The organism is Massilia soli (assembly GCF_016809835.1).
GTDB classification, from domain to species: Bacteria; Pseudomonadota; Gammaproteobacteria; order Burkholderiales; family Burkholderiaceae_D; genus Telluria_A; species Telluria_A soli.
The window spans coordinates 1-21,793 of record NZ_JAFBIL020000014.1; the positions used below are offsets into that span (position 1 = coordinate 1).

A 21,793-nucleotide genomic window follows, 5' to 3' on the forward strand; every position below is an offset into this window, starting at 1 on the left:
AAGCTTTCGCCGGTCAATTTTGAGAAGCGGTACTTTGAGAGGCTCGCGAGTGTCTAGCAAACTCGTGGCGATTCAGAGTGTGCGGTGGCCTCGTCGTAACAAGCCCTTATCGCCACTTGAGTTACACGTCGCCAGACGAATAACGTAGCGACGAAACTGATGAGGAAGTTCGCCGGCACTCGGCCGTGGGGAAAGTAGGCTCTGCCCGATCGCGACCAAATTGCCGGAAACGCTGAATGCGGTGATCTGGGTGCGCCAGCGCAAGCCCGACGTGGCGCTGGCCAACATTAGCGGCGCGATGATGATCCAGGCGATCATCCCGACCGCGCTCGGCATGTTCTTCACGGCTTGGCTGCTCGACCGCGCGCTGCTGTCGGCCGGCCTAGTGACGATGGCGTCGATCCGCGGGCTTTACCTGCTGATGCAGCGGGGCAAGCTGACGCCGAACCTGTTCGCGCGCTTCGGCTTGCCGTACGTGGTGTTCGGGGCGGGCCTGTTCTTCCTGCATCTGCGTACCTGAGAGCGGCTCGCACTCGCCCTCGTCACGCCACGTCCGGCAAAGGCTTCATCTCGACTTTGGTACTCGCGAGAGGGCGGCCGGGCGCAGCCCACACGGTCAGAAGCAGGCCGTCTTCAAGCGAGACAATCTCGAAGTCGTTCCCGACCTTGCCACGATTTCCGTCAGTATGATCGGCCCAGTATTGGAGGCAGGCTTCGGTGGCAAACTCCTTGAACGCCCAATCGTCGGCACGCGCGCGCGCGAGCGTGAGCACGGTCTGGAGCGCATTAGATGCCGAGTCGCGGTCCTTGGCGTTACGCAGCTTCGACACCTCGAGCGCAATCCGGCACAAACCCTGCAAGCCAGCCACGTTCCGGGGGCCGTTGGCAGCCATTGCGAGCAGGTCCGATACGTGTCGACGGATTTTCGACGGACACGAAGAATCGACCAGCGTATGCAGCGCTGTCGTCAGCATATGGTGGTTCTGCTCATCGTCGGGAAGATGCCGGATACACGCCATCAAGCCTTCGCAATGCTTTTCGAAGTGTGGCCAGTTCCCGGCATGCGCGGCAGCCCTCAGGCCCTGTACGGCCATGGCGATAAATGGGCTGGCTTCGGGCGCGTTCGGTTGCTTTTCCAGACGCTTCTTCGCCTCGATGAACACGGCGGTCGCCTGGGCGAAATCGCCCTCGCGTAGCCATGCCGTATGCAAGTTGAAGAGGTATCGCAGCCTGATCTCGAGCGCCTCGTCAGGGCGAAGCCACTGTGCAGCACGTTCGATGCACGCCTTTAATGCAGCTACATCGGCCGTCGTGCCGGTCGACGAACGCGCAAGGCTGAGGTTCAGGACGGCCCAGGCCAGCGACCTTTGTCCGCCATCCGGATATTTCCTTCCCGAGGCGATGAGGGCGAGCAGCCCTGCCTCGAGTGCCGGCACCGCCGCCTCCACCACGGAACGTATCGCGGGATCCTGGACGTCGAGGTCCGACTCCAATCCGGCTACGGCTTGCGCCTGCACCCGGTAGAAGCCGACCAATACCTCGCTCAAGTCTGCATTCTGCAAGAACGAGCCTTGCATCGTACGCGCCGCGGCGATGATTTCAATCAGGTCCGATGCACTACGTTGCGTCCATGCGGCCGACGCCAGAATGGCAAGTTGGTCCACCAGGCTGAGGTACAAGAAGGGTTCGGGTTCCAGATCGCCGAGTTGCCCGAGTAGCGCGCAGCCGTCGGTCAGCACCTGCCGTCTACGAGCCAGCGAAGCATCCTGGTCCTTGTTTTCGCCAAACTGCGTCAATTCCAGTTTCAACCAGCGATACTCGATTTTCACGTCACCAGGGAAGCTTGCATGCAGTTGACGAACGGCGTCCACGAAGGCGTTTCGCGTTTTCGGGGCAGGTTTCTCCTTGCCCACCTTGATCGTCGAATTGAAGAGCAGCGAGGCGAGCGCTTCGAGTTTGACGGAGCCGCTGGTTTCGCTGGCGATGGCGACTGTGGTCAGCCGCGTCAGCGCGCGTTGGAATGCAGCCGGCAGGTGGCACGTGGTTTTGAGATCGACCAGGGTCGAGATGCATTCGGCGGCGGAAATTGCCCATGCCGCGCGCAGCAACTGGTCGAGCGAAGCGTCGTCGAGGAGCGGCAGCGTGCGCGAAAGGTCGAAGTAAGGCGGGGCGTTCCACAATTCTTCGATGAGGAATTCGCCCAGCAGGTCGGGCTGCAAGGTCCAGCGTTGGGGACAAAGCACGCGCGCGGCCATGAGCGCTTGAGGGCGCAAACCGGAACCGATCAGGGGCTCAAGCGCCTGGAACACGCACTCGTTATGCGAGCGCAGTTGCTCAGGCACATGCCCATGACGCTCCAGCCACTCGACGGTTGGGATCCGCTGGGCACCGGTCGCCGTGTCCTCGATGATCAGTACTTTTTCATTGTCCGGGCTTCTCACCAAAATGCTATCGTGCGCAGTCAGCAAGGGCAATCCGCGCAAGAGCGTACCCACGCAAACGAGTTTGATGACGGCGTCGAACAATGCCGGCGAATTGCAGTGGTCGCGCCAGCGATCCAGTTCACGCTCGAGCACGGCGCTCAGCATCTCTTTCATCGATCGCACGGATAGATCGTTTGGCGCCCGCGCGAATGCCGCCGCCGCGATGCCCAGCAGCAGAGGGCGGCCTTCCGTGACCTCGTCGAGCTTTTGCCAGTAGGCATCTCCCGCAGCAGGCAACATGCCGACCACGTCCGGCGCCCCGGCCTCGAGCCAGGCTTGCATGATCTGCATGCCGAGCGCATTCAGGCGCGCCAGCGCGAGCGGATCTTTATAGCGAGACTGAAGGATGCGTGTCAGTTGGGAATTGGTTTTTAACAGTTTGTCCCACCAATCGACGCCGGGCCCGGCTTCGCGTTCCAGAAGCAGCACGCGGACCTTGTTCTGAAAATGCGCGGCGTTAGCGGCGCAGCTGTACAGCAATCCGCGCACCCGATCGATATCGCGTGCCGCGTAATCGATGACGATCAACGTGGGCATATCCAGTTGGCGCAATTTTTCGACGCCCGGTATCGAATCGGGCATGGTGAAGCCGGTATCCCAATCGCCGGTAAGGCTGAAAATGAATTCGTGCGCGACGCGGCTCTTGCCGATACCCGCCGGCCCAGTGATCGTCCACCATGCAAACTTGTCCTCGGCGTCGGCAAAGGCGCGAAGTTGTTTGAGCTCATCTTCACGGCCCGCCAGCCGGACCCGGCGTTCGGTGTAGAGGAACCAGACAGGGCTGAACGGCGTAGGTTCGACGGCCGAGTGGGGCGTGAACGTCAGCCACGCGGGCCGGTGCGCCGGGTCGACCGAACGGAGATAGCTGCGGAGAATGGCAATGCATTCGCTGATGGCTTCCGGGCTCGCATTTTGGGCGCGGTTGCAGACATCCGTATAGTCCAAGATGTGTTGCTTGGCGTCGAACTGGACACGGCCCTTTGTGATTTCGTCGATCGCTTCCTGGAAATAGCTTTCCTGTTTTTCGGTCAGCACATACAGAAAAACCGTCTTGTATTTTGCCTCCAAACCGTGTTTTAGGAAGGTCGTAAGCAGGCCTTTGACTTTCTTAAGCGTTTCGGTGCCCGAAACCTGCACCGCGACGAATTTCGTATCGTCGGCGAGGTCGATCGCGGGGAAATTCGTGCGATCCTGATCGTTCAGGTTACGCATGTCGGCGTAGCCCCAGATTTTCTGGAAGACCGGCAAGATCACACGCTCGCCGAGGCTGTGCGTGTTATACAGATGGCTTTTCGCGGCGGCAGTGACGTGATCCTTCAAATGGATCAGCTCTGTACGCAGTTCGATCAGCAAGGTTTCGCTTCGCACGATGTTTTTCGCCGGGAAGTAGACAAGCCATGCATATTACGCAGCGATTTCCTCAACGGCAAATTTTCCGCTTGATGTGCGCAAACTCTTCAAGGAATAACAACGCAAACTGTGCGGTAAGGAAACCGCTGATTTAATCGCCGAGTTACCCCGGCGGTGCGCGTAGCTGGCACAATGGCGCCTCCCATCTCTCCGACGATGAAGCAAACGAGTTTTTCCGACGCCGAATTAGCTCTCGGAAGTAATGATGTTAGAGACGTCTGCGTCCATCTCATAGGAGAGGCGCCGATTCGGCGCACTCCATCTCACAGTTGACCGTCTGGCTCAAGTCGAACAATAACCCACTTAACAGTTTCCGTCCGGTATTGAAATATTGCCAATATGGCGTAATATCCCATCATTAATTTCCGCCGGACCGGCCAGCGGCGCCACTCGCGCCTTGATACACAAAGTTCGCATAATTTATATTATGTCAAATTTTATCCCCACGTATGGCCGGTTTCATACTGTTCGTCCGTTGAAGCAATAATGCCACCGCTTCTGAAGCAAAATTGCCACTTCCAGAATGAGGCCCAGCTAACGATGAGGACTTTGTTCCGTGGGGCGCGAAAAAGATATGCCGGCCCATAGTCTTAGACTTGCGTCGCACGCAGCCGGCATCGGCTGAAGCGTTGCGACCATGACCGTTAGCCAAAAGAACCCAATTTCGTCGGCGCCGTTCTCGCTAAGGCAGCCCGCCCTGCGCGCGGAAATAACTCTTACCAGGTCCTTCATTTCTCCCCTCGCAGCGATCACTGGAGGCATACGCGACCTGACGCGACTGCCAAACATCGTACAGGCCAGGCTCTCAAAAGGTTAAGCCCTGATAGCATCTTCGCGGTCTCTGCATATCGTTGCGTCATTTCATCTTCAATCGCTCTTGCTCCGGAACCCCTCTGCACAAGCATCCCAAGGTTGACACGCGAACATTGAGACCGAGCGTTGAACTTTGCTGAGCAAGGTTGCAAAAATGACGGTCTTAGGCCCTACTTCTTCCCAACACTAATGAGATTTTCCTCGGCCGATAACCGCAACAATCGTCTCGTATATGCCTTTTTCGAGTTCGCGTTCATTCTTCCATACAATGTGGGCGTATTGACGAGTGTCGAAATGCACGTTTTTCAAATCATCCTCACGTACAGCCCAGATAACAGGCAGTTCTTGTCCCAAAGCGTAGCCGGCCTCAAAATAAACACCCGCTCGCTGCTCGGTGACGTCGGCAATTAGAAAGCGTGAGGCCTTAATCTCGACCATAATCTTGTGATCGATCCTATCTATGTGCGGAGCCGCATCAACTCGGTATGGCGTATACCCGGCCTGGCGCACAGCGGGTATGATCGCTGATGTCCAGGCCGTGCGCATCGTGTCGGAAAAGGACATCGCAACAAACACTTGATCTGAGAACACACCTCCTGCTGGAATGCTGTCAAGATAGTCCCACCCTTTCGCTGTGATCAGGAATGATCCCCCCATCGTGTATTCATTGTCGAGCAACTGACGCGCGATCAGATCTTGTTTTAGAAATCGCAACTCTCCCTCATTTGCTGCCCACGCAAGGGGAAAGTCTGCAACCGGGTTATAACGTCCGACGGTGCCAGGAAACATAGAGCGGCGGGCAAAAGCTTTCATCAGCGCGGCCTGCTTTTCTCTGAGATTGGGAATTCGCAGCGACGCGCGTAAACTTATCCAAGTCGAACTGGTCAAGAGTGGCGGGGAGGCTTGTTCCTCAGTTCGATTCCTGATCCAAGCTGAGAGTAAGGGGTCTTGCTCTTGGTTCGTCATCTGAAGGTATTCGATGGCCATGATTTCATACGCACCGCACTGCAGGCATCGTACGAGATGAGGTTGCATGTCAATTACGCTCGCGTCGTCGCGTTTGCAAACCACACAGAAGGTTTTGTTGGTCATATAAAATACTTAAGGGATTAGAAGCCGCATGGCGGCAGTAACGCCAGAAACTTCTATGAATACGCTCCGGTCTGCCCGTGCAGCAACTTCAGACGCCGGCACCCCGGCCCGGCTATTCTTTACCGTCTTCCCATTCCGAGATGGTCTTTCCCGACCTAACGCCGACTGGGATTGACGGGCCGTGATAACCGATGCGAACGTTCCCCACATGCATCTGCTGTCTCGGACCCGCGCGCTCTCCGGTGAGCTCGATCCCGTTGGCTTGAGCTTGCATCCTCGCGAAGCCACGCAACATTTTTTCCCGGTATGAATACCACCCGGGCCTCCCCTCTTCTTGCTGAAGAACCGCACCGTACGATAGTGTTTTGAGTTTTCGGAGCTGCGTGCTGAAACGAGCTCGATCAATTGCTGCGCGCCCGTCTCGACGTTTGCCAACAATCACTTTGTATGACTCGTACATGTCGTTCGTTGATCTACGAAGATCATCGTGATCTGCTGTCGCCCAGACTATATCTTCGAACTCTTGGCCGCGGTGCAGCACCGCGCTCTCATAGGGACGCTTGAGTTCCGCCGTAGTGGAAACGATGGCATCGGCCAGGCCCTGATTGAACAGGTCCCAACCAATTTCGTCTGCCGACGTACTAGCAGAGTAGGCGGCCCATAGAATTTTTTCGGTTACTAAGTGGACGTAATAGGGATACCCGTCACTTACCATGGCGATGCGCCAATTTACGTCGGCGTTCAGACCGATTCCAAACGACTCAACGGCTGAGCGCACGATCTCTCGGCGCGCATCCCATCCAAGTCGGAGTAGCTCAACTGTTTCGAGCTGACGATACGCTGACTGGTGGGCACCTAGAAGTTCATCGAGCGAACGGCCGATGCCGGTGAAAATGAATTTTATTTCTATTGAACGGTCACCCATTTGCTTAAGTAACGCAGCGAATTTGTTGCGTTCAACCGGATCTGCAATGGTGTCAAACTCATCAATCACAACACAGCGTTTAACCGACTGCTCAGCAACCTGACTCAGGAGCTCGACGGCGTCCCCGACAGATCGAATTGCGGCGGCGAGATCGATACCAGTGGCTTCGTGGCCCTCAGAAAACCTCATGCCGTTCAACTCGACGGATTGCTGCTCAAAACGGTCTATCGCTTCGGTCCGTCGCTGCCCGATCGCTTGACTGACAATGTTTCCGACGATGGTATTGAAAGTGTCGTTAGGAGAGCCAGAAGAAAAAATCGGCTTTGTTCCAGCAGTTTGATACTGATACGCTGCTGTCTGGCCAAGTGAACTTTTCCCGACACCTCGGTCACCGTAGATAAAGACGTGTCGCCCTGGGGCATACAGACATCTCTTTATGGTATCGAGCTCTTTGTCGCGGCCCTTCAGGTATTCAACGTCATGTATTGGCCTCGCTGGGGACAGGAGTACTCCCAACTTGGTTCCGAATTCTTCTTCGGTGTAGCCTTCAATAGTCATTCTTTAGACTTTCGATGGTGACAAGATCGGCGCAGGGTTTCAACCTGCTAACGATACTAAGGCCCCGATAGTAGTCGCGACGTTTGCGACGTGGGGCAGCGCGTTTAGCATTGCCCGTACTATTGAACGCTTTGGCTTCTCATTGGTGAACTGGGACTCAACGCCGTCGATGATTTCCAACGCTTCATCTCGATCTGCGGGCGGTAGTTGAGCTGCATTCATTGACCTGCGCAATTCGGCCAGTAACTGTGCGACTTCGCCACTGTTGTCTTGCACAAGATTGATCGAGTTATCGACCGAATGATTATTGATCCGAGCGTTGCTGCCGGTGACGTTATAAATGATCGACTGCACGGCGCTTTGTGCCTCCGGCAGCCCCATTTTCCTTACCCTCGCCCGGTAACCGGCAGGGATGCGGCCGAGCCCCTCATGGAACCCCGGATCTAATACGACAAACGTTTCTTCGCCGCCGTTGGACATTGATCGTAGAATTAGGTCGTTGGGCTCGATAAAAGGCTGGGATTGCAAGATCGATATCTCTTCACTTTGTACCGCTGCCTTTATTCCTTCAAATCTGGCGCCACCGTTGCGTTTCACAACGGTAATGGTATCGGATAATAATTGTTGAAAGTTCATAGTTTCAATCCGCTTGTACAAAGTTGAACTTCGGGGAGGACCGAAGATGTCGTGCCGGACTCCACAGTTGCCATGTCGACTTGACGATTGATTATACCTGTATGTCTGTACAGTGCGCAGGTTTCGATGGCATACAGTGAACAAACCGAGGCGTTATAGCTCCTCCAGGTCTGAGCTGCCATAAGATGTGTCCGTGGTCGGTATACGGCGAAGTGACGATAGAGCTTCTTCTTTTGTTAGAGGCTTCAGGAAATCAGGAAACCTCATTTCCTGCCGAGCCGCGGCTGCCTTCATCGCACCCTCAGGAGTTCTTGCCTAGCGCGCACTTAGGTGGTTATTTAGGACGTACATGGATATAACGCACGATCGACTCGACAGTTTTAAACTAGCGGCTGCTAAAGCCGTTCTGGATAGGGTCGATATGGCGAGCCTCCGTCAACACGGCATTTCCAACCTACAACGTTGGCGCGATTCCGGCGTGTGGTGCAGCGCATACGGCGAATGGTTGAATTTGCTTAGCGATGGAAGCGATGCAGAAATCCGTGAGGCAATGATTGGTGAGAGCGAAAACTCGAATCGCCTTCGGCAATCGCCTCCGTACACTGGCTTGTTGAGCGAGCCGGAACGTATTCGGCTGTGGCGCGAACACGTCGGCCAGCGTCTGCTGGACTAACGAGACAATTCTGGCGGCCTTCGAGCGCGTGCGGTACGAGAACGTACTTATGTAGATTGGGTCGACAATCCGATAGATGCTGACCCCACTATGTTGGGAGTTGAGATGCGACGCAAATTCGAAGTCGTTGGAACCATCGACCAAAACACCCGAATGTTTGTGACCACGTATGGTCCATTTTCGATGTTCGTGGCGACCGCTTTCGAAAGACAGTTTAAGGACCTGAAAGCTTACGCCCCGACGTCAGGAGACTCAGTGGAAGTAGCCCTAGGGACGCCGTCACCGCCCGAACGCGAGGTTCCAGCTCGCTGAGACTCAGATCTCCGTCGGGCTTCCGGCGGCTAAATGCGCGAAGATGGAAAACAGTACTCCGATTTCTATTTACGCCAGCTCGTCGTGACAGGACTCTTCAGCTACCGGAATGGTTCGGTATCAACGGAGAACGATATGAACACAATCTGGACGTTTGTCGATGGCCACCTTGTTGCCACCGCAGAGGATGGAACCCGGCTAGTGACGTGGTGTAGTCCGCCATCGCTGGCATTGATCGTCGACCTGCTCAATGCATGTCCGGTGTTGAGCGCCGCTTCGTCAAGGGCTGGTCAGGCGAGCTGTAATCCCATCTGGTCCCGACGGTAGTGCTTGTCGGGACCAGTCCAGGCACCTTCAGGCTTGCGGCGCCATCGCTACTTCTTCGACTGCGACACCAATGACCCAGCTAGTGCCTTGGTGTTTGCCGCCGAACTGCCGCTTTGTAGGGCAGCAGAGGCCTTCGCCTCCATTGCCTTGCCCGTCGTCTTATTGGTGCCCGCCTGTGCTAACGCACTTCCCGCCAGGCTTTTTTGCAACGCCGACGCATTGGGGCTTCCCAAAGTCCGCCCTGCCGAAGACGCGACTTTTCCACCAGTAGATTTACCGCCCATTCAAACCTCCTTAAAGAATTTGCACCAACCACTATCGGTTGATTCAACCGGCATCACAACACTATAGCTAGTGGTTTGCAGAAGGCAAGTTTTTTTCGTTGGAAAGCCACGAATGGTCGAATCTTCGGTCAGACAGGCAAAATCCGCCTCGTAATCGCCGCCGTGGAACACACTGACCTTCGGCCAGTGTAGTTTACTTAATGCTGGCTAAGTAAACCACAAGGTTTTGACAGGTATATTAAACAATGTTAATGTACCTCATCTCATCATTCTCCTTCCACCATGGCCCGGCCCTCCTTTTCCCTGTCCGACGATGAAGCGCGCCAACTGGTGGCCGAAATGATCGGGCTCGAACAACGTCACCCATTGAACCCGCGCGACCACCGGCTGTTCGTCCGGGAATTCATCGGCGTCATCTATCTCATCACCGGCAAAGCCTACAGCCCCGCGATTTACCGCCGCTTGCTGTCCGCATATGCGCCCGACCGAAAGCCGTCGACCGCTACCTTGGCCATCGAGAAGGAGCGTTTCGTCAAGCAGCTGGACCGCCGGGCAGCAGCGGCGGATCCGCAGGCGGGAAATCAAGTCGAAGGTAATGCTGAGCTCGATGACATTCGGCAGATGCTCGAAGACTTGATGGCACGTCCTACATTGCGTGGGGCTGGCCCGCCCGACAGCTACCTCCAAGCGCAATGCGACTTTTTGCAACAGCGGCTATCGCAAAGCGAGAAACAGATCGCTGATGCGAAGGCGGCTACCAGTGCCCTGGACACGCAGCGCCAGGTGCTTGAGGCGCAGTTGCGCGAGGCGAGAAGCCAAGTCGAGACGTTGCAGTCGAGCGGCACCACGATGCAGGACCAGCTTGCAATGCTCACCCGAGCAATCGACGAGGCGCGCCAGTTCGCCCTGCTTGCCATTGACGAATCGCGCGGCGAAACACGCGCTTGGCGCGAGCGTTGCAATGCAAGCGAAGCTCAGCTCAAAGCGCAGGTCTCGATCACCGAGACGTTCCGTCGCCTGGCCTATCGCCAAGGCGCCGACATCCCCCCTTCCCTCCAGGCCAAGCCAACATGAATGCCGTCCTTGACATCTCCCCGTCCCACGATTTGATGGTGGCGATCCCTCCGCAAGGCCATGCGTTAGGCGACGTCGCCAGCGACTGGGATGCCGCGGCGGTCTGGCTCGACGCCGTCGCGCGCAAGTCGCAAAACGGCTCGGTCGCTACGCGGGCGACGTACGGTTTTCATCTCGCCAAACTGCGCTGGTATTGCGAGAACGTGGGCCGCGTGACGCCTTCGCGCTGGAGCATGCAGGACGTCGAGCGTTTCTACAGGTTCCTGGAAGACTTGCCCGACTACGCGCTGTGCGCCCCGGGCGAGGGGCAATACGCCCTGCCCGGCGAGCCTGGATACAGTCCGTTCCGCAAACAGCCGGCCCGCAGCAGCCAATCGGATATCCGACGTTTCGTCCATGCCATGTTCAAGGCCTGGCACAGCATGGGCTATATCCGGATCAATCCGATGGCTCTGACCGGAACGATGAGTGCGCGCAAAATCAAAACCGGGCGCTCGATCAGTGAGACTGTTTTTGAAATTGTCCTCACTACCTTGGCCAGCAGCGACGTCATCTCGTTTGCCGAACGCCAGAGACAGGTGCGCGACATGTTCATCCTGTCTGCCTTCAAGGAACTCGGATTGCGGGCAAGCGAACTGGTCGGGGCGAGGATGGGGGCTTTTTACCAGCTGACCGACCCCGCAACAAGAAATCGATACTGGATTTTTTTGGTTACGGCAGAAACTGGTAAAGGCGCCAAAGAGCGACGGGTGCCTGTAACCCGCTCGCTTTTGTCAAGTTTAATGGTGTATCGGCAGGCGTTCGGCCTCCAGCCCTTGCCTGCGCATGGCGACGAGACGCCCCTGCTTCTCTCGTCCCGGACCAAAGCGGTGCAGATCGGCGAGAAGACGATTAGGCAGGTTAACGACAGACGGTTCTTCGGCGCCTGGCGTACCATCGGCACCAGGCAGGGGCTTTACAAAATCGTCAAGGAGCGCCTTGCCTTGGCCAACGCCTTGCTGCTCCAATCGGGACAGGTTGAGCTTGCTGCTGAGCTGGAGCATGCATCGCCGCACTGGCTGCGTCACACATTCGCTAAAGCGGCTTTATTGAAGGGGCAGTCGATGCGTGAGGTGGCAAGTCTGCTCGGCCACGCCAGTGTCGATACCACCATGATCTATACGGATCAGGATGCGCTTGACCTGGTCCGGGCTCTGGAGCGGACCGCGCCAGACGCGATTGCGGTTGAGCCGGCATTGAACGGGTGAGCGCCTGTGTGGAAGCGCGCGAGCGGCCAGCCCAAGGGTCTGCGGATTCATTAAAAATGGAACTGTCATGCCGCAACCGAAAAACCGTGCGGCGGAGGCCTTGCACTCGCCGAATACTGGGTGAGTAATGCAATGACAACGACAAAACTTGGCAGTACACTCAGGCAAATCCCTGTTGGTATTTGGATGCTCGGGTTCGTAAGCATGTTAATGGACATTTCCTCGGAAATGGTGCATAGCCTGCTGCCCCTGTTCATGGTCAGCGTGCTCGGGGCGAGCGCCCTTACGGTTGGCATAGTCGAAGGTCTGGCCGAATCGACCGCTATGATCGTCAAAGTGTTTTCAGGGACGCTGAGCGACTATCTCGGGAAACGCAAAGGACTGGCAGTATTCGGCTACGCACTGGGTGCCTTGACCAAACCCCTCTTTGCGGTGGCGAATACGACCGGCATTGTGCTGACGGCCAGAGTGCTTGACCGGATTGGCAAAGGAGTCCGGGGCGCACCACGTGATGCCCTGGTCGCCGACCTCGCACCGCCCACCTTGCGCGGCGCGGCTTTTGGCCTGCGTCAGTCCCTCGATACTGTAGGTGCATTCCTCGGCCCGCTGCTGGCGGTCGGCTTGATGCTTCTTTGGGCTAACGATTTCAGAATGGTATTCTGGGTCGCTGTGATCCCTGGTGTATTGGCCGTTGTTCTACTTCTATTCGGCGTGCGCGAGCCGCGGCAGCACCGGAACGGCAAACGCACCAATCCGATTCGCCGAGAAAATCTTAAACGCCTTAGCGCACCATATTGGTGGGTCGTCGGAATTGGCGCGGTCTTTACGTTGGCCCGGTTCAGCGAGGCGTTTCTGGTCCTGCGCGCTCAACAAGGCGGCATCCCTATTGCACTGGTGCCACTGGTAATGGTTGCGATGAATTTGGTTTACGCGATGTCGGCATATCCCTTCGGGAAACTTTCGGACCGCATGAGCCATTCCAAGCTGCTCGCGCTGGGCCTTATCGTCTTAATTGCCGCCGACTTGGTTTTGGCCCTTGATGACCACTGGGCTGTCGTGTTGGCCGGTGTCGCGCTATGGGGCGTGCACATGGGGATCACGCAGGGGTTACTGGCGACTATGGTAGCGGATACCGCACCGGCCGATCTCCGGGGCACGGCCTACGGCGTGTTTAACCTGATGAGTGGAATCGCCATGCTGTTCGCGAGCGTACTGGCGGGTCTGCTCTGGGATCGATTTGGGGCTTCGTTCACATTCTATTCCGGTGCGGTCTTCTGCGTAATTGCGCTCGTCGGACTGACAAAATACCAGACTGGTGCCGCCACGAAGGAAGCCGTTTAGCCGGTCTGCGTATTACGGTTAATGAATAGAAGTGTTAGTGGTGACATCGGTCAGTTGCGCAAAGCCTCGACGGTTGCACGTTCCCCGAAGCGAGCCGTAGTCTATACGGCAGATCGAGCGGCACGCCAGTGTTTTTCTCATGTGCAGGTCACCATACGAACGACTCGCTTTCGGTTGTAACGAAATTTTAACGCTCCCCTCACGCCAGTGTAACTTCGACACCTATATCGTGCGGAAACCCATCCACAGACTCGTCGCTCTAATCATCGATTCTTTCAATAACGCGGTACTGTGGCCAACAATTGATTGCCGGCGATGACCAGTTCTTCAGCCGCATTGTGCAGTTGAACAACCCATCGAGTCACCCCGAAAGAACACACCATGTCCACATCGCCAACCCCGCGGAGCGAGTTTAAGAGTAAAAATGGGATAACGCGGCTACGCGGCGCCTACCGCTACTCCATCGAGGGACTAAAGTTCGCTTGGACCAACGAACACGCGTTCCGCCAGGAGCTGTTGATTGTCGTTCCTGCAGTCTGCATTGCGATAGTGCTTCCGGTTTCGACTGTTGAGCGAGTTATGCTCATCAGCGCCCTAGCCGGAGTTTTGATTGTCGAACTTCTTAACTCTGCAATTGAGGCTGTCGTAGATAGAATATCCCTGGAGTGGCACCATGGTTCGAAGAACGCCAAAGACCTAGGAAGCGCTGCAGTGCTCGTAACGATCGTGGTAGCGGTTCTCGTATGGGGAGTTATCGTTTTGCCGCTCATTTTTGCGTGAAACGCCCGCGCTGGCCTAAACTCGGCAGACTCATTCATTCTTACCAAGAGGTAAATTATCTGATCGGACCAGCCGAGGACTTCGCCTGTTCCCACTGCTGCGCCGCAGTAGTACCTCAGGGTACTGTCACTATCAACTTAACAAGATTTAACGCGATCTTAACGAGGGCCTAACGCCTTGTCACGTAATCTCGTCCGCTACTTTCACTGTCCAGAGATTCAGGGCAAATTATCTATCAGACTTAAATATGACGAGATTTTCGATTTCCGGAGCGGTCGATACCTACGCAAAATGGTTTGCGCAACGCTTTAGTTGGACAGGGCAGTACCTGCCCCTTTTTCACCTCTTACTGGCAGGTCTAGCGGTACTGTCAGCTTCCCGGCTTGGGCTCGTGATTTGGCAATTGGACCGCGTCTCCGCGGCGGGGATCCTCGTTAGCACTTTCGTCCAGGGCATACGCGCCGACCTGATTTTGTTGGGGTATCTTCTGGTCATTCCCTTAGCATTCGCGCCACTGTCAGCGTTTCGCAGACTGGAAAAGTGGTGGCATCTTGGGGTTGCATGGTGGGCCAGCGGTGCCTTGATCTTTATCGTGTTCATGGAGCTGGCTACCCCGCAATTCATCATGCAATTTGACGTGCGGCCAAACCGCCTTTTCATTGATTACTTGTCTTACCCCGCCGAGGTGTTCGCCACCCTTTGGAACGGCTTTCGGTTGGCAACGCTGTTGAGTCTGTTCGGAACAGTAGTTTTGGGACTGACGTTTCACAGGTTATTCGTGGTCTCATCCGCATATGCGACACGTTGGCCAGCTAAACGCCTGCTGCTCAGCTGGCCGCTGGTCGTGTTGTTAGTCGCTTTTCAAATACGTTCCACCATGGCGCACCGGCCAGCCAACCCAGCGATGTTCGCTCTCAGCGGTGACGCATTGGTCAACTCGCTGATCATCAATTCGCCCTGGTCAGTACTTGATGCGGTGTATTCACTACGCAAAGAAGCAAACTCGTCTGAGATCTACGGAAAATTTCCACACGATCAGGTGTTTACCCATGTTAAAGCAGCACCGTGGCTCAAATCGTACCAATTCCTATCGAGCGAACTGCCGACATTGCACAGGCAGACCCCAGCGCGACAGCGTGCGCGACCGCTTAACCTGGTGATCGTACTGGAAGAGAGCATGGGTGCGACGTTCGTCGAATCGCTGGGCGGTGTGCCAGTAACACCTGAACTGGAAAAGCTCAAGCAAGACGGCTGGTGGTTTGAGAACCTGTATGCCACAGGTACCAGGTCTGTGCGCGGCATTGAGGCGGTAATCGCCGGATATCCGCCCACGCCGGCGCGCAGTGTTGTTAAGCTATCGCTCGCCCAGCAAAACTTTTACACCTTGGCGTTAGGACTGGGGAAACAGGGATACCACACCGAATTCGTTTATGGCGGCGAAGCGCATTTCGATAACATGCGTAGCTTTTTCACCGGCAATGGCTTCCAGAAGGTCGTTGACCGGCGCGACATGCGTCCCCGTTTCGAAGGAAGCTGGGGCGCTTCGGACGAAGACCTGTTTGATAAATCTCTGGAACGACTTCAACATTTGCACAGCGAGGGCAAACCGTTTTTCAGTCTGATTTTTACTTCGTCAAACCATGAGCCGTTTGAGTTCCCTGATGGCAAAATCACATTGCACGAACCGAACAAAAAAACGGTAAACAATGCCGTGAAATATGCTGACTATGCCCTGGGAAAATTCATCCAGGCCGCGAAAAAGCAGGCTTACTGGAACGACACGCTGTTCTTGATCGTAGCGGACCATGATAATCGGGTCTATGGCGACTCGTTGGTGCCGATAAAGAAATTTCATATTCCGGGTCTGATTCTGGGGGCAGACATGAAGCAACAAAGGATTACCACCATTGCGAGTCAGATCGATCTCGGGCCCACTCTGCTTTCGCTGATGGGGGTAACCAGTGAACACCCTATGATTGGCCGAGACCTTGCATCCGACAGCAGCAGTCCGGGGCGCGCGCTTCTGCAGTTCGACAACTACTTCGCTTGGGTTGATGATGGCGGAGCCGTCATTCTGCGGCCAGGTCAGCCAGCGCTTCTCGGGGAGTATGACGCTGGGAACGGCAATTTGCGGTTCGGAGCGGCCGCGCCAACCTCGGCGCAGGTCGACCGTGCAATGGCTCATGTGATACTACCGTCCTTGCTATATCGCGAGCAGCGCTACAGGCTGCCCCCATAAATATCTGACAAGTTTTTGTCACGCTATGATCGGTTTTCATGACTGTCCTACACTCTAATGCTGTCCCCGCAGCACTCACGATGCGGATTCTCGTAATCGAAGACAATGCCGACATTGTCGCCAACCTGTACGGTTATCTGGAACCGCGCGGGCATCAAGTGGACTCCGCTGCCAACGCCTATGCCGGGCTGGCGTTGGCGGGCGCCCAGTCCTACGATGTGATCGTGTTGGACATCATGATGCCCGGAATGAACGGGATGGAGATGTGTCGAAAACTGCGCAACGAGTTGCTCAATTCGACACCGGTGTTGATGCTGACAGCGCGCGACACGCTGCAAGATAAGCTCTCCGGATTCGACAGCGGCGCCGATGACTACCTGGTGAAGCCGTACTCGCTGGCCGAATTGGATGTGCGATTGCAAGCGCTGGTCCGCCGCTCGCGCAACAACGTTTTGTCGAGCACGACCATGCGCGTGGGGGAGTTGGCATTCAACACGGCGACCTATCGCGCGGCGCGCGGCGGCCGCAGTCTGAATCTGACGAAAACTGGTTTCGTTTTGTTGAAAGTGCTCATGCAGCACGCCCCCCATGTTGCGACACGTGAGACGCTTGAGCATGAGATCTGGGGTGATGACCGCCCTGATAGCGACGCCCTTCGCACTCATATTCACTCATTGCGCCAGACGCTGGATAAAGACGAGCGTTATCCGATGCTTCGCACTGTGCCGGGAATTGGCTTTCAGTTGGTGACGCCTCATGACGCGCTTTGAATCGATAGGTAAGCGCATCGTCAAGGCCTATCTGCTGTTCGCCTTGACCTTTTCGATATTCTTTATGGCGGTGGCAATCGTGGTCGTCGAAGGCATTGAGGTGCACATGGTGGAACGCCGTCTCGAAGAGGTTGCGTCGTGGGCTTCGCCACGCCATGCGGGCGGCCTGCCCGTTGAGATGCCAACAAGTATCAGCTATCACCATGGCGAGGATATACCGCGATCTTTGCGCAATCTGCCAGCCGGGATCAACGATGTCGAAGCCGATGGGATTGGCCTGCATGTATATAGTGGGCGCGACAGCGGCGGGCCCTATGTTGTGGTTGATCACAAAAGCGATTACGAACGGGTCGAGCGTCTCGTGTACTCAATGCTCTTGCTGAGTTTGCTCGGTTTTCTGGCCATGTCCGTTGTCCTGGGACGCTACATGGCACGACGGTTTGTTGATCCCATTGTGGAATTGTCGAAGGCAGTGGTCGCGCGCAAGGATGAATGGCCGCACTTGGACAGTCGTGATGAGCTGGGAATACTTGCACGCGCGTTTGCCGAACACACTGGCGAACAGAAAGTTTTTCTTGAACGTGAACGTGCTTTTACTGGCGATGTTAGTCATGAATTGCGCACTGCGCTGACTGTCATTTCAGGAGCGGCCGAACTACTAGAGCTTGATGAGCACATCAGCCCCGCGTCGCGTGCTGCGAGCGAGCGAATCAGCCGCGCCGCGCGTGAGGCCGCTGAAAGCGTCGACACCTTACTCCAACTGGCACGGGCACCGGAACTGATTGAATACGACATGTTCCCTATCGAGCCGATGGTCCAGGAAGAGGTGCGACGATACCAATTTTTGGTGGCAAATAAGCCCGTGCGGCTGGATTTTATTGGCGGCAGCGACTTTGTCGTGCGGGCTCATCCGCGCCTTGTTACGGCGATCATTGGCAATCTGATCCGAAATGCCTGCCTTTACACGGACCATGGGGCAGTGAGAGTAGAGCTCGCCGAGCGCAGCATCCTGGTATGCGATAGCGGACGGGGCCTGCCTACGGCGGTTCTTGCATTGCTTGCAGACGAGATCATAGGTGCGCCGCTGAAAGGGTCGGACGGCACCGGCCTCGGCTTGGCCCTAGTTAAACGGATATGTCGCCAACTCGGCGCCACGCTTGATTTGGCCTCCCCGTCGAGCGGAGGAACCATTGTCACTGTCACTTTTCCGGGACTTTAACGTTCCCTTCACCCGCACCTAACGTCAGCGTCATGTCGTCGCATGTAGCCTAACGGCACGATACAGGGGTGTAGCGACAACCGTCGTTGCGCTGCCCGCGACGATAGGTACCCGATGGTGAAACTAGATTCGTTCAAGCGGCCGAATGCGGCGTTGCTCCCCTTGCTGGCGTCGGCATTCATTGTTGGCGTTTACAACCAAGCATTCTGGAAGAGCTTTTCAAGCGCGACTGGCGGGCTAACACTTGCAGCGTTCCCAGTTCAGGCAGGTATGTTCCTGCTGCTTGTGTTGACCTTTACAGCGTCGCTGGCGACCTTGAATTTTCGTTTCAGCATTAAGCCACTGCTGATCGGATTATTCCTGGTCACATCGCTGGCGAGCTACTTCATGAACCACTACGGTGTTGCGATCGATTGGTCCATGGTTCAGAATATTGCTGAGACCGACTCGCGTGAAAGCACTGAATTATTCACCGTTGGGATGGCCTTTTCCTTTCTGATAACGGGGGTTATCCCAGCTGCAATCATCGCGTGGCTAAAGCCGCGTTTCCAGCCTGGCCGGCGTCAACTAAGCGTCAATTTTGCGACCGCCGGCGTTGCTGTAGTCGGCGCTGGTATTTTACTAATGCTGATGTTCAAAGTCCTTGCTCCGGCACTGCGCGAACACCGTGAACTGCGGTTTTTGCTGACGCCGACCAACTACATTCAGGCCTTAAACGGCTACTTCAAGCGCAAGTGGAAGGTACCTGTGGTGGTAGCACCGTTGGGCAGGGACGCGACGAAAGGGGTTCTTTGGCGCGGGAATACCCGCCGCACGGTTACCGTCGTCGTGGTGGGCGAGACGGCCCGCGCCGCTAACTTCTCCTTGAACGGTTATAGTCGGCTCACCAATCCGGAACTGTCTCAAGTGCCCGATTTAGTCAACTTCAAGAACATGCAGTCGTGTGGCACCGCCACGGGTATTTCACTTCCATGTCTCTTTTCGCCGCTTGGGCGCGAGAATTACAGTGCGTCCAGGGCGCAGTCCCAGGAGGGGCTACTCGACGTTCTGCAGCACGCCGGTTTCAAGCTGCTGTGGCGCGATAATAATTCTGGCTGCAAAGGCGTTTGCGACCGCGTCCCTTACGAAGACGTGTCGCAACCCGTCGCCGGCGATCCCTTTTGCAATAACGAAGAGTGTTACGACGAGCGGCTGCTTCGTGGCCTTCCCGAGCAGATCCGAAACGGCACCGGTAACATGGTGATCGTGCTGCACCAGAAAGGAAGTCACGGCCCCGCTTACTCGAAGCGTTATCCGCAGCAATTTAATGTCTTCGGTCCTGTGTGCACCACGATTGAGCTCGGCAAGTGCACACGGCAATCCATCGTCGATGCTTACGACAATACGATCCGATACACGGATCACGTCTTGAAGCAAGCTATTGACCTACTCGCGCAAGCGGCGCGCGATGACGGCGTAGACACCGCTCTCATGTATTTTTCCGATCACGGTGAATCGCTGGGCGAAAATAACTTCTACCTACACGGTGCTCCTTACGTGATTTCCCCTCCAGAACAACGCGCCGTGCCCTTTATGCTTTGGCTGTCTGCTGGATTTCGCGAGCGGTTCAAACTAGACCAGCGGTGCCTGGCCGCGCGGGTCGATCAGCCCTTCAGCCATGACAACCTTTTCCACTCGACACTGGGAATGCTGAACGTTAGCACGGCTGTGTATAACCCCCGACTGGACATCTTCAATGCGTGCCGCCATGCACCGTGATCGACAACCGCAAAGGCAGTGGTCCTATGCCTCCCGTCTTGCAACCCACTCCACCACAACCTCAGTACAGCGTGAACGGTGGGCGCGCGCCAACGCGGCAGTTGCGCTGCTCCTACTGCTTGCGGCACTTTCCCTGATGGCAATTACGTTGTGGACCGACGTGGACCTTTGGCTGGCAGACCGCACCTTTAACGCCGGAGCTGGAATATTCCCCCTACGCGATGCATGGATAACCGCTACGTTTAACCATGTAATTCTAAAGCGGGCATTAACTGCCCTGGCTCTCTTAATTCTGATTGCCGTTTCGTGGGACTTGTGTTCGCCACTCCCCTGGAGTTGGCTACGGCGATTCCAACTGCGCATCGTCGCTTTCTCCGCCTTGCTGGTACCGACAACGATCAGTCTCCTCAAGCAGGTCAGCAATTCCCATTGCCCGTGGGACCTGCAACGCTACGGCGGATCTGAACCGTACATCAAGTTGTTTGAACTGATGCCCCCTGGCGTAAGCGCGGGACACTGCATGCCAGCCGGCCATGCATCGAGCGCTTTGTGGATGATCTCGCTGTCTGTCCTATTTATTCCACATAGGTTGCTTCACGCCTCAATCGTGCTGATGCTTCTACTAGTTTTGGGAGTCGGTGTTGGGTGGCTGCAGCAGCTGCGCGGGGCACATTTCCTTACCCACACTTTATGGTCAGCATGGATCGCACTGTTCATCGTTTTTCTTGTCACGACCTGCCTCGATCGCTGGCCACGGCGACAGCTTTAAAGTCACGCTTGCAAACTCCCAAGCACCACCTTGTCTACGGAACATCAATGGTTAATTTCGTTATCGATCTTATCTCCCGAATTGGATACTTCGGTATTTTCCTTTTGATGGCTCTGGAGAACATTTTTCCTCCTATACCGTCCGAAGTCATTATGCCGTTCGCAGGCTTCGTTGTTTCCCAAGGGAAGTTGAACTTTGGATTGGTGCTCTTGGCTGGGGCTGCGGGCTCCGTCGCTGGGGCATTACCGTGGTACTTCGCAGGGAAGTGGCTGGGCACAGAAAGGCTGCAAAGACTCGCAAAAAAGCACGGGCGTTGGCTTACCGTTTCGCCGGAAGAAATCGAGAAATCTGTCAATGCGTTTAACCGCCATGGCAAAAAAGCTGTTCTGTTTGGTCGGCTCATTCCTGCAGTACGCACGCTTATTTCCGTTCCCGCCGGAATCGTGGAGATGAACCTCTCGACTTTTTTGGCGTATACAACCGCCGGCTCGTTGGTATGGGCAAGCGTGTTGGCCTCGGCTGGCTATTTGTTGGAGAAGAACTACACAACCGTTGGAAAGTACATCGATCCCACGGCAGAGACCATCGTGGCATCAATATTGGTCGTCTATGTCTACCGTGTCGTCACACACCAGAAATGAAAATATACGACAATTGTAGTCGGACGCTCACTAAGGCATTGTTATAGCTGCACTGTTGAGGCACTGGGTCGGTCGACACATCCTTATATGGTCTCTATAAACGTTGCACACGCAATTTGGAGCCAGGCACATGGAAAAACGGCTAGGTTTTGGTGGCTTCAATTGTTTAGGTGCAAGCCGCGGCTTGCTTACGTTGACCGTCATCAGTGTGCTTGCAATAGGTGTCGGAGTCACGAGACGGAATTTAACGCCCCCGCCTTTAGAATCGCTCGACCCAACATTTATGAAAGCGGTGACAACTGCGGTGTCGCAGCGCGATGTGAAAGCAATTTTGGCACGTCGACCGTTTAGTGGGCCAGTCGAAATGAATCGCCACGACTTCTGCAGACACTCTTGAGCCATAATTCTGGGCTAAAGGAGTGAGTATGAGTGGCAAACGATA

General features: G+C 55.7%; 16 protein-coding genes. 12 read left to right on the plus strand and 4 right to left on the minus strand.

Annotation, left to right across the window (positions count from 1 at the left end; translation table 11 throughout):
* Positions 1 to 220 precede the first annotated feature (220 nt).
* Entirely contained in the window at positions 221 to 520 is a 300-nt protein-coding gene (locus I4X03_RS22675; RefSeq protein WP_370660549.1) for a hypothetical protein, read from the plus strand.
* Between the two features lie 22 nt (positions 521 to 542).
* On the opposite strand, the gene I4X03_RS22680 is transcribed toward I4X03_RS22675, so the two are convergent.
* The 4 genes from I4X03_RS22680 to I4X03_RS22695 form a co-directional block, all read right to left on the minus strand.
* On the minus strand, positions 543 to 3,836 hold the full coding sequence (locus I4X03_RS22680; protein ID WP_223471306.1) for an SMEK domain-containing protein: 3,294 nt from the start codon (positions 3,834 to 3,836) through the stop codon (positions 543 to 545).
* Positions 3,837 to 4,892: 1,056 nt separating this feature from the next.
* On the minus strand, positions 4,893 to 5,798 hold the full coding sequence (locus I4X03_RS22685) for a hypothetical protein (protein ID WP_223471308.1): 906 nt from the start codon (positions 5,796 to 5,798) through the stop codon (positions 4,893 to 4,895).
* Positions 5,799 to 5,910: 112 nt separating this feature from the next.
* The gene (locus tag I4X03_RS22690; RefSeq protein WP_223471310.1) at positions 5,911 to 7,281 is read right to left on the minus strand and encodes an ATP-binding protein; all 1,371 of its coding nucleotides are present in this window, start codon (positions 7,279 to 7,281) and stop codon (positions 5,911 to 5,913) included.
* A 39-nt stretch (positions 7,282 to 7,320) separates the two neighbouring features.
* Positions 7,321 to 7,917: a hypothetical protein gene (locus tag I4X03_RS22695; protein WP_223471312.1), complete on the minus strand. Its 597-nt coding sequence runs from the start codon at positions 7,915 to 7,917 to the stop codon at positions 7,321 to 7,323.
* Positions 7,918 to 8,266: 349 nt separating this feature from the next.
* Here I4X03_RS22695 and I4X03_RS22700 point away from each other — a divergent pair, with 349 nt between their 5' ends.
* From I4X03_RS22700 to I4X03_RS22750, 11 genes are all read left to right on the plus strand, one after another.
* A complete protein-coding gene (locus I4X03_RS22700; RefSeq protein ID WP_223471314.1) occupies positions 8,267 to 8,590 on the plus strand; it encodes a hypothetical protein in 324 nt (107 codons plus the stop codon).
* Positions 8,591 to 9,852: 1,262 nt separating this feature from the next.
* Positions 9,853 to 10,587 carry a hypothetical protein gene (locus I4X03_RS22705; RefSeq protein WP_223471316.1) on the plus strand — a complete coding sequence of 245 codons (735 nt, stop codon included), beginning with the start codon at positions 9,853 to 9,855 and terminating at the stop codon, positions 10,585 to 10,587.
* Positions 10,584 to 11,834 (plus strand): tyrosine-type recombinase/integrase, encoded by a 1,251-nt coding sequence (locus I4X03_RS22710; RefSeq protein WP_223471318.1) that lies wholly within the window; start codon positions 10,584 to 10,586, stop codon positions 11,832 to 11,834. The genes I4X03_RS22705 and I4X03_RS22710 overlap by 4 nt, the downstream gene beginning before the upstream one ends.
* A gap of 132 nt (positions 11,835 to 11,966) precedes the next feature.
* Positions 11,967 to 13,175 (plus strand): MFS transporter, encoded by a 1,209-nt coding sequence (locus tag I4X03_RS22715; protein WP_223471320.1) that lies wholly within the window; start codon positions 11,967 to 11,969, stop codon positions 13,173 to 13,175.
* 381 nt (positions 13,176 to 13,556) lie between these two features.
* On the plus strand, positions 13,557 to 13,955 hold the full coding sequence (locus tag I4X03_RS22720) for a diacylglycerol kinase (RefSeq protein ID WP_223471322.1): 399 nt from the start codon (positions 13,557 to 13,559) through the stop codon (positions 13,953 to 13,955).
* A gap of 247 nt (positions 13,956 to 14,202) precedes the next feature.
* The gene (locus I4X03_RS22725) at positions 14,203 to 16,194 is read left to right on the plus strand and encodes an LTA synthase family protein (protein ID WP_223471324.1); all 1,992 of its coding nucleotides are present in this window, start codon (positions 14,203 to 14,205) and stop codon (positions 16,192 to 16,194) included.
* Positions 16,195 to 16,274: 80 nt separating this feature from the next.
* Entirely contained in the window at positions 16,275 to 16,964 is a 690-nt protein-coding gene (locus I4X03_RS22730; protein ID WP_223471326.1) for a response regulator transcription factor, read from the plus strand.
* Positions 16,951 to 18,183, plus strand: a complete 1,233-nt coding sequence (locus I4X03_RS22735) for a sensor histidine kinase (protein WP_223471327.1) — start codon at positions 16,951 to 16,953, stop codon at positions 18,181 to 18,183. The genes I4X03_RS22730 and I4X03_RS22735 overlap by 14 nt, the downstream gene beginning before the upstream one ends.
* A gap of 114 nt (positions 18,184 to 18,297) precedes the next feature.
* Positions 18,298 to 19,941 carry a phosphoethanolamine transferase gene (locus tag I4X03_RS22740; RefSeq protein WP_223471329.1) on the plus strand — a complete coding sequence of 548 codons (1,644 nt, stop codon included), beginning with the start codon at positions 18,298 to 18,300 and terminating at the stop codon, positions 19,939 to 19,941.
* Complete coding sequence (locus I4X03_RS22745) at positions 19,919 to 20,710, plus strand: phosphatase PAP2 family protein (protein WP_223471331.1); 792 nt, start codon at positions 19,919 to 19,921, stop codon at positions 20,708 to 20,710. The genes I4X03_RS22740 and I4X03_RS22745 overlap by 23 nt, the downstream gene beginning before the upstream one ends.
* Before the next feature lie 47 nt (positions 20,711 to 20,757).
* On the plus strand, positions 20,758 to 21,351 hold the full coding sequence (locus tag I4X03_RS22750; protein ID WP_223471333.1) for a DedA family protein: 594 nt from the start codon (positions 20,758 to 20,760) through the stop codon (positions 21,349 to 21,351).
* Positions 21,352 to 21,793 lie beyond the last annotated feature (442 nt).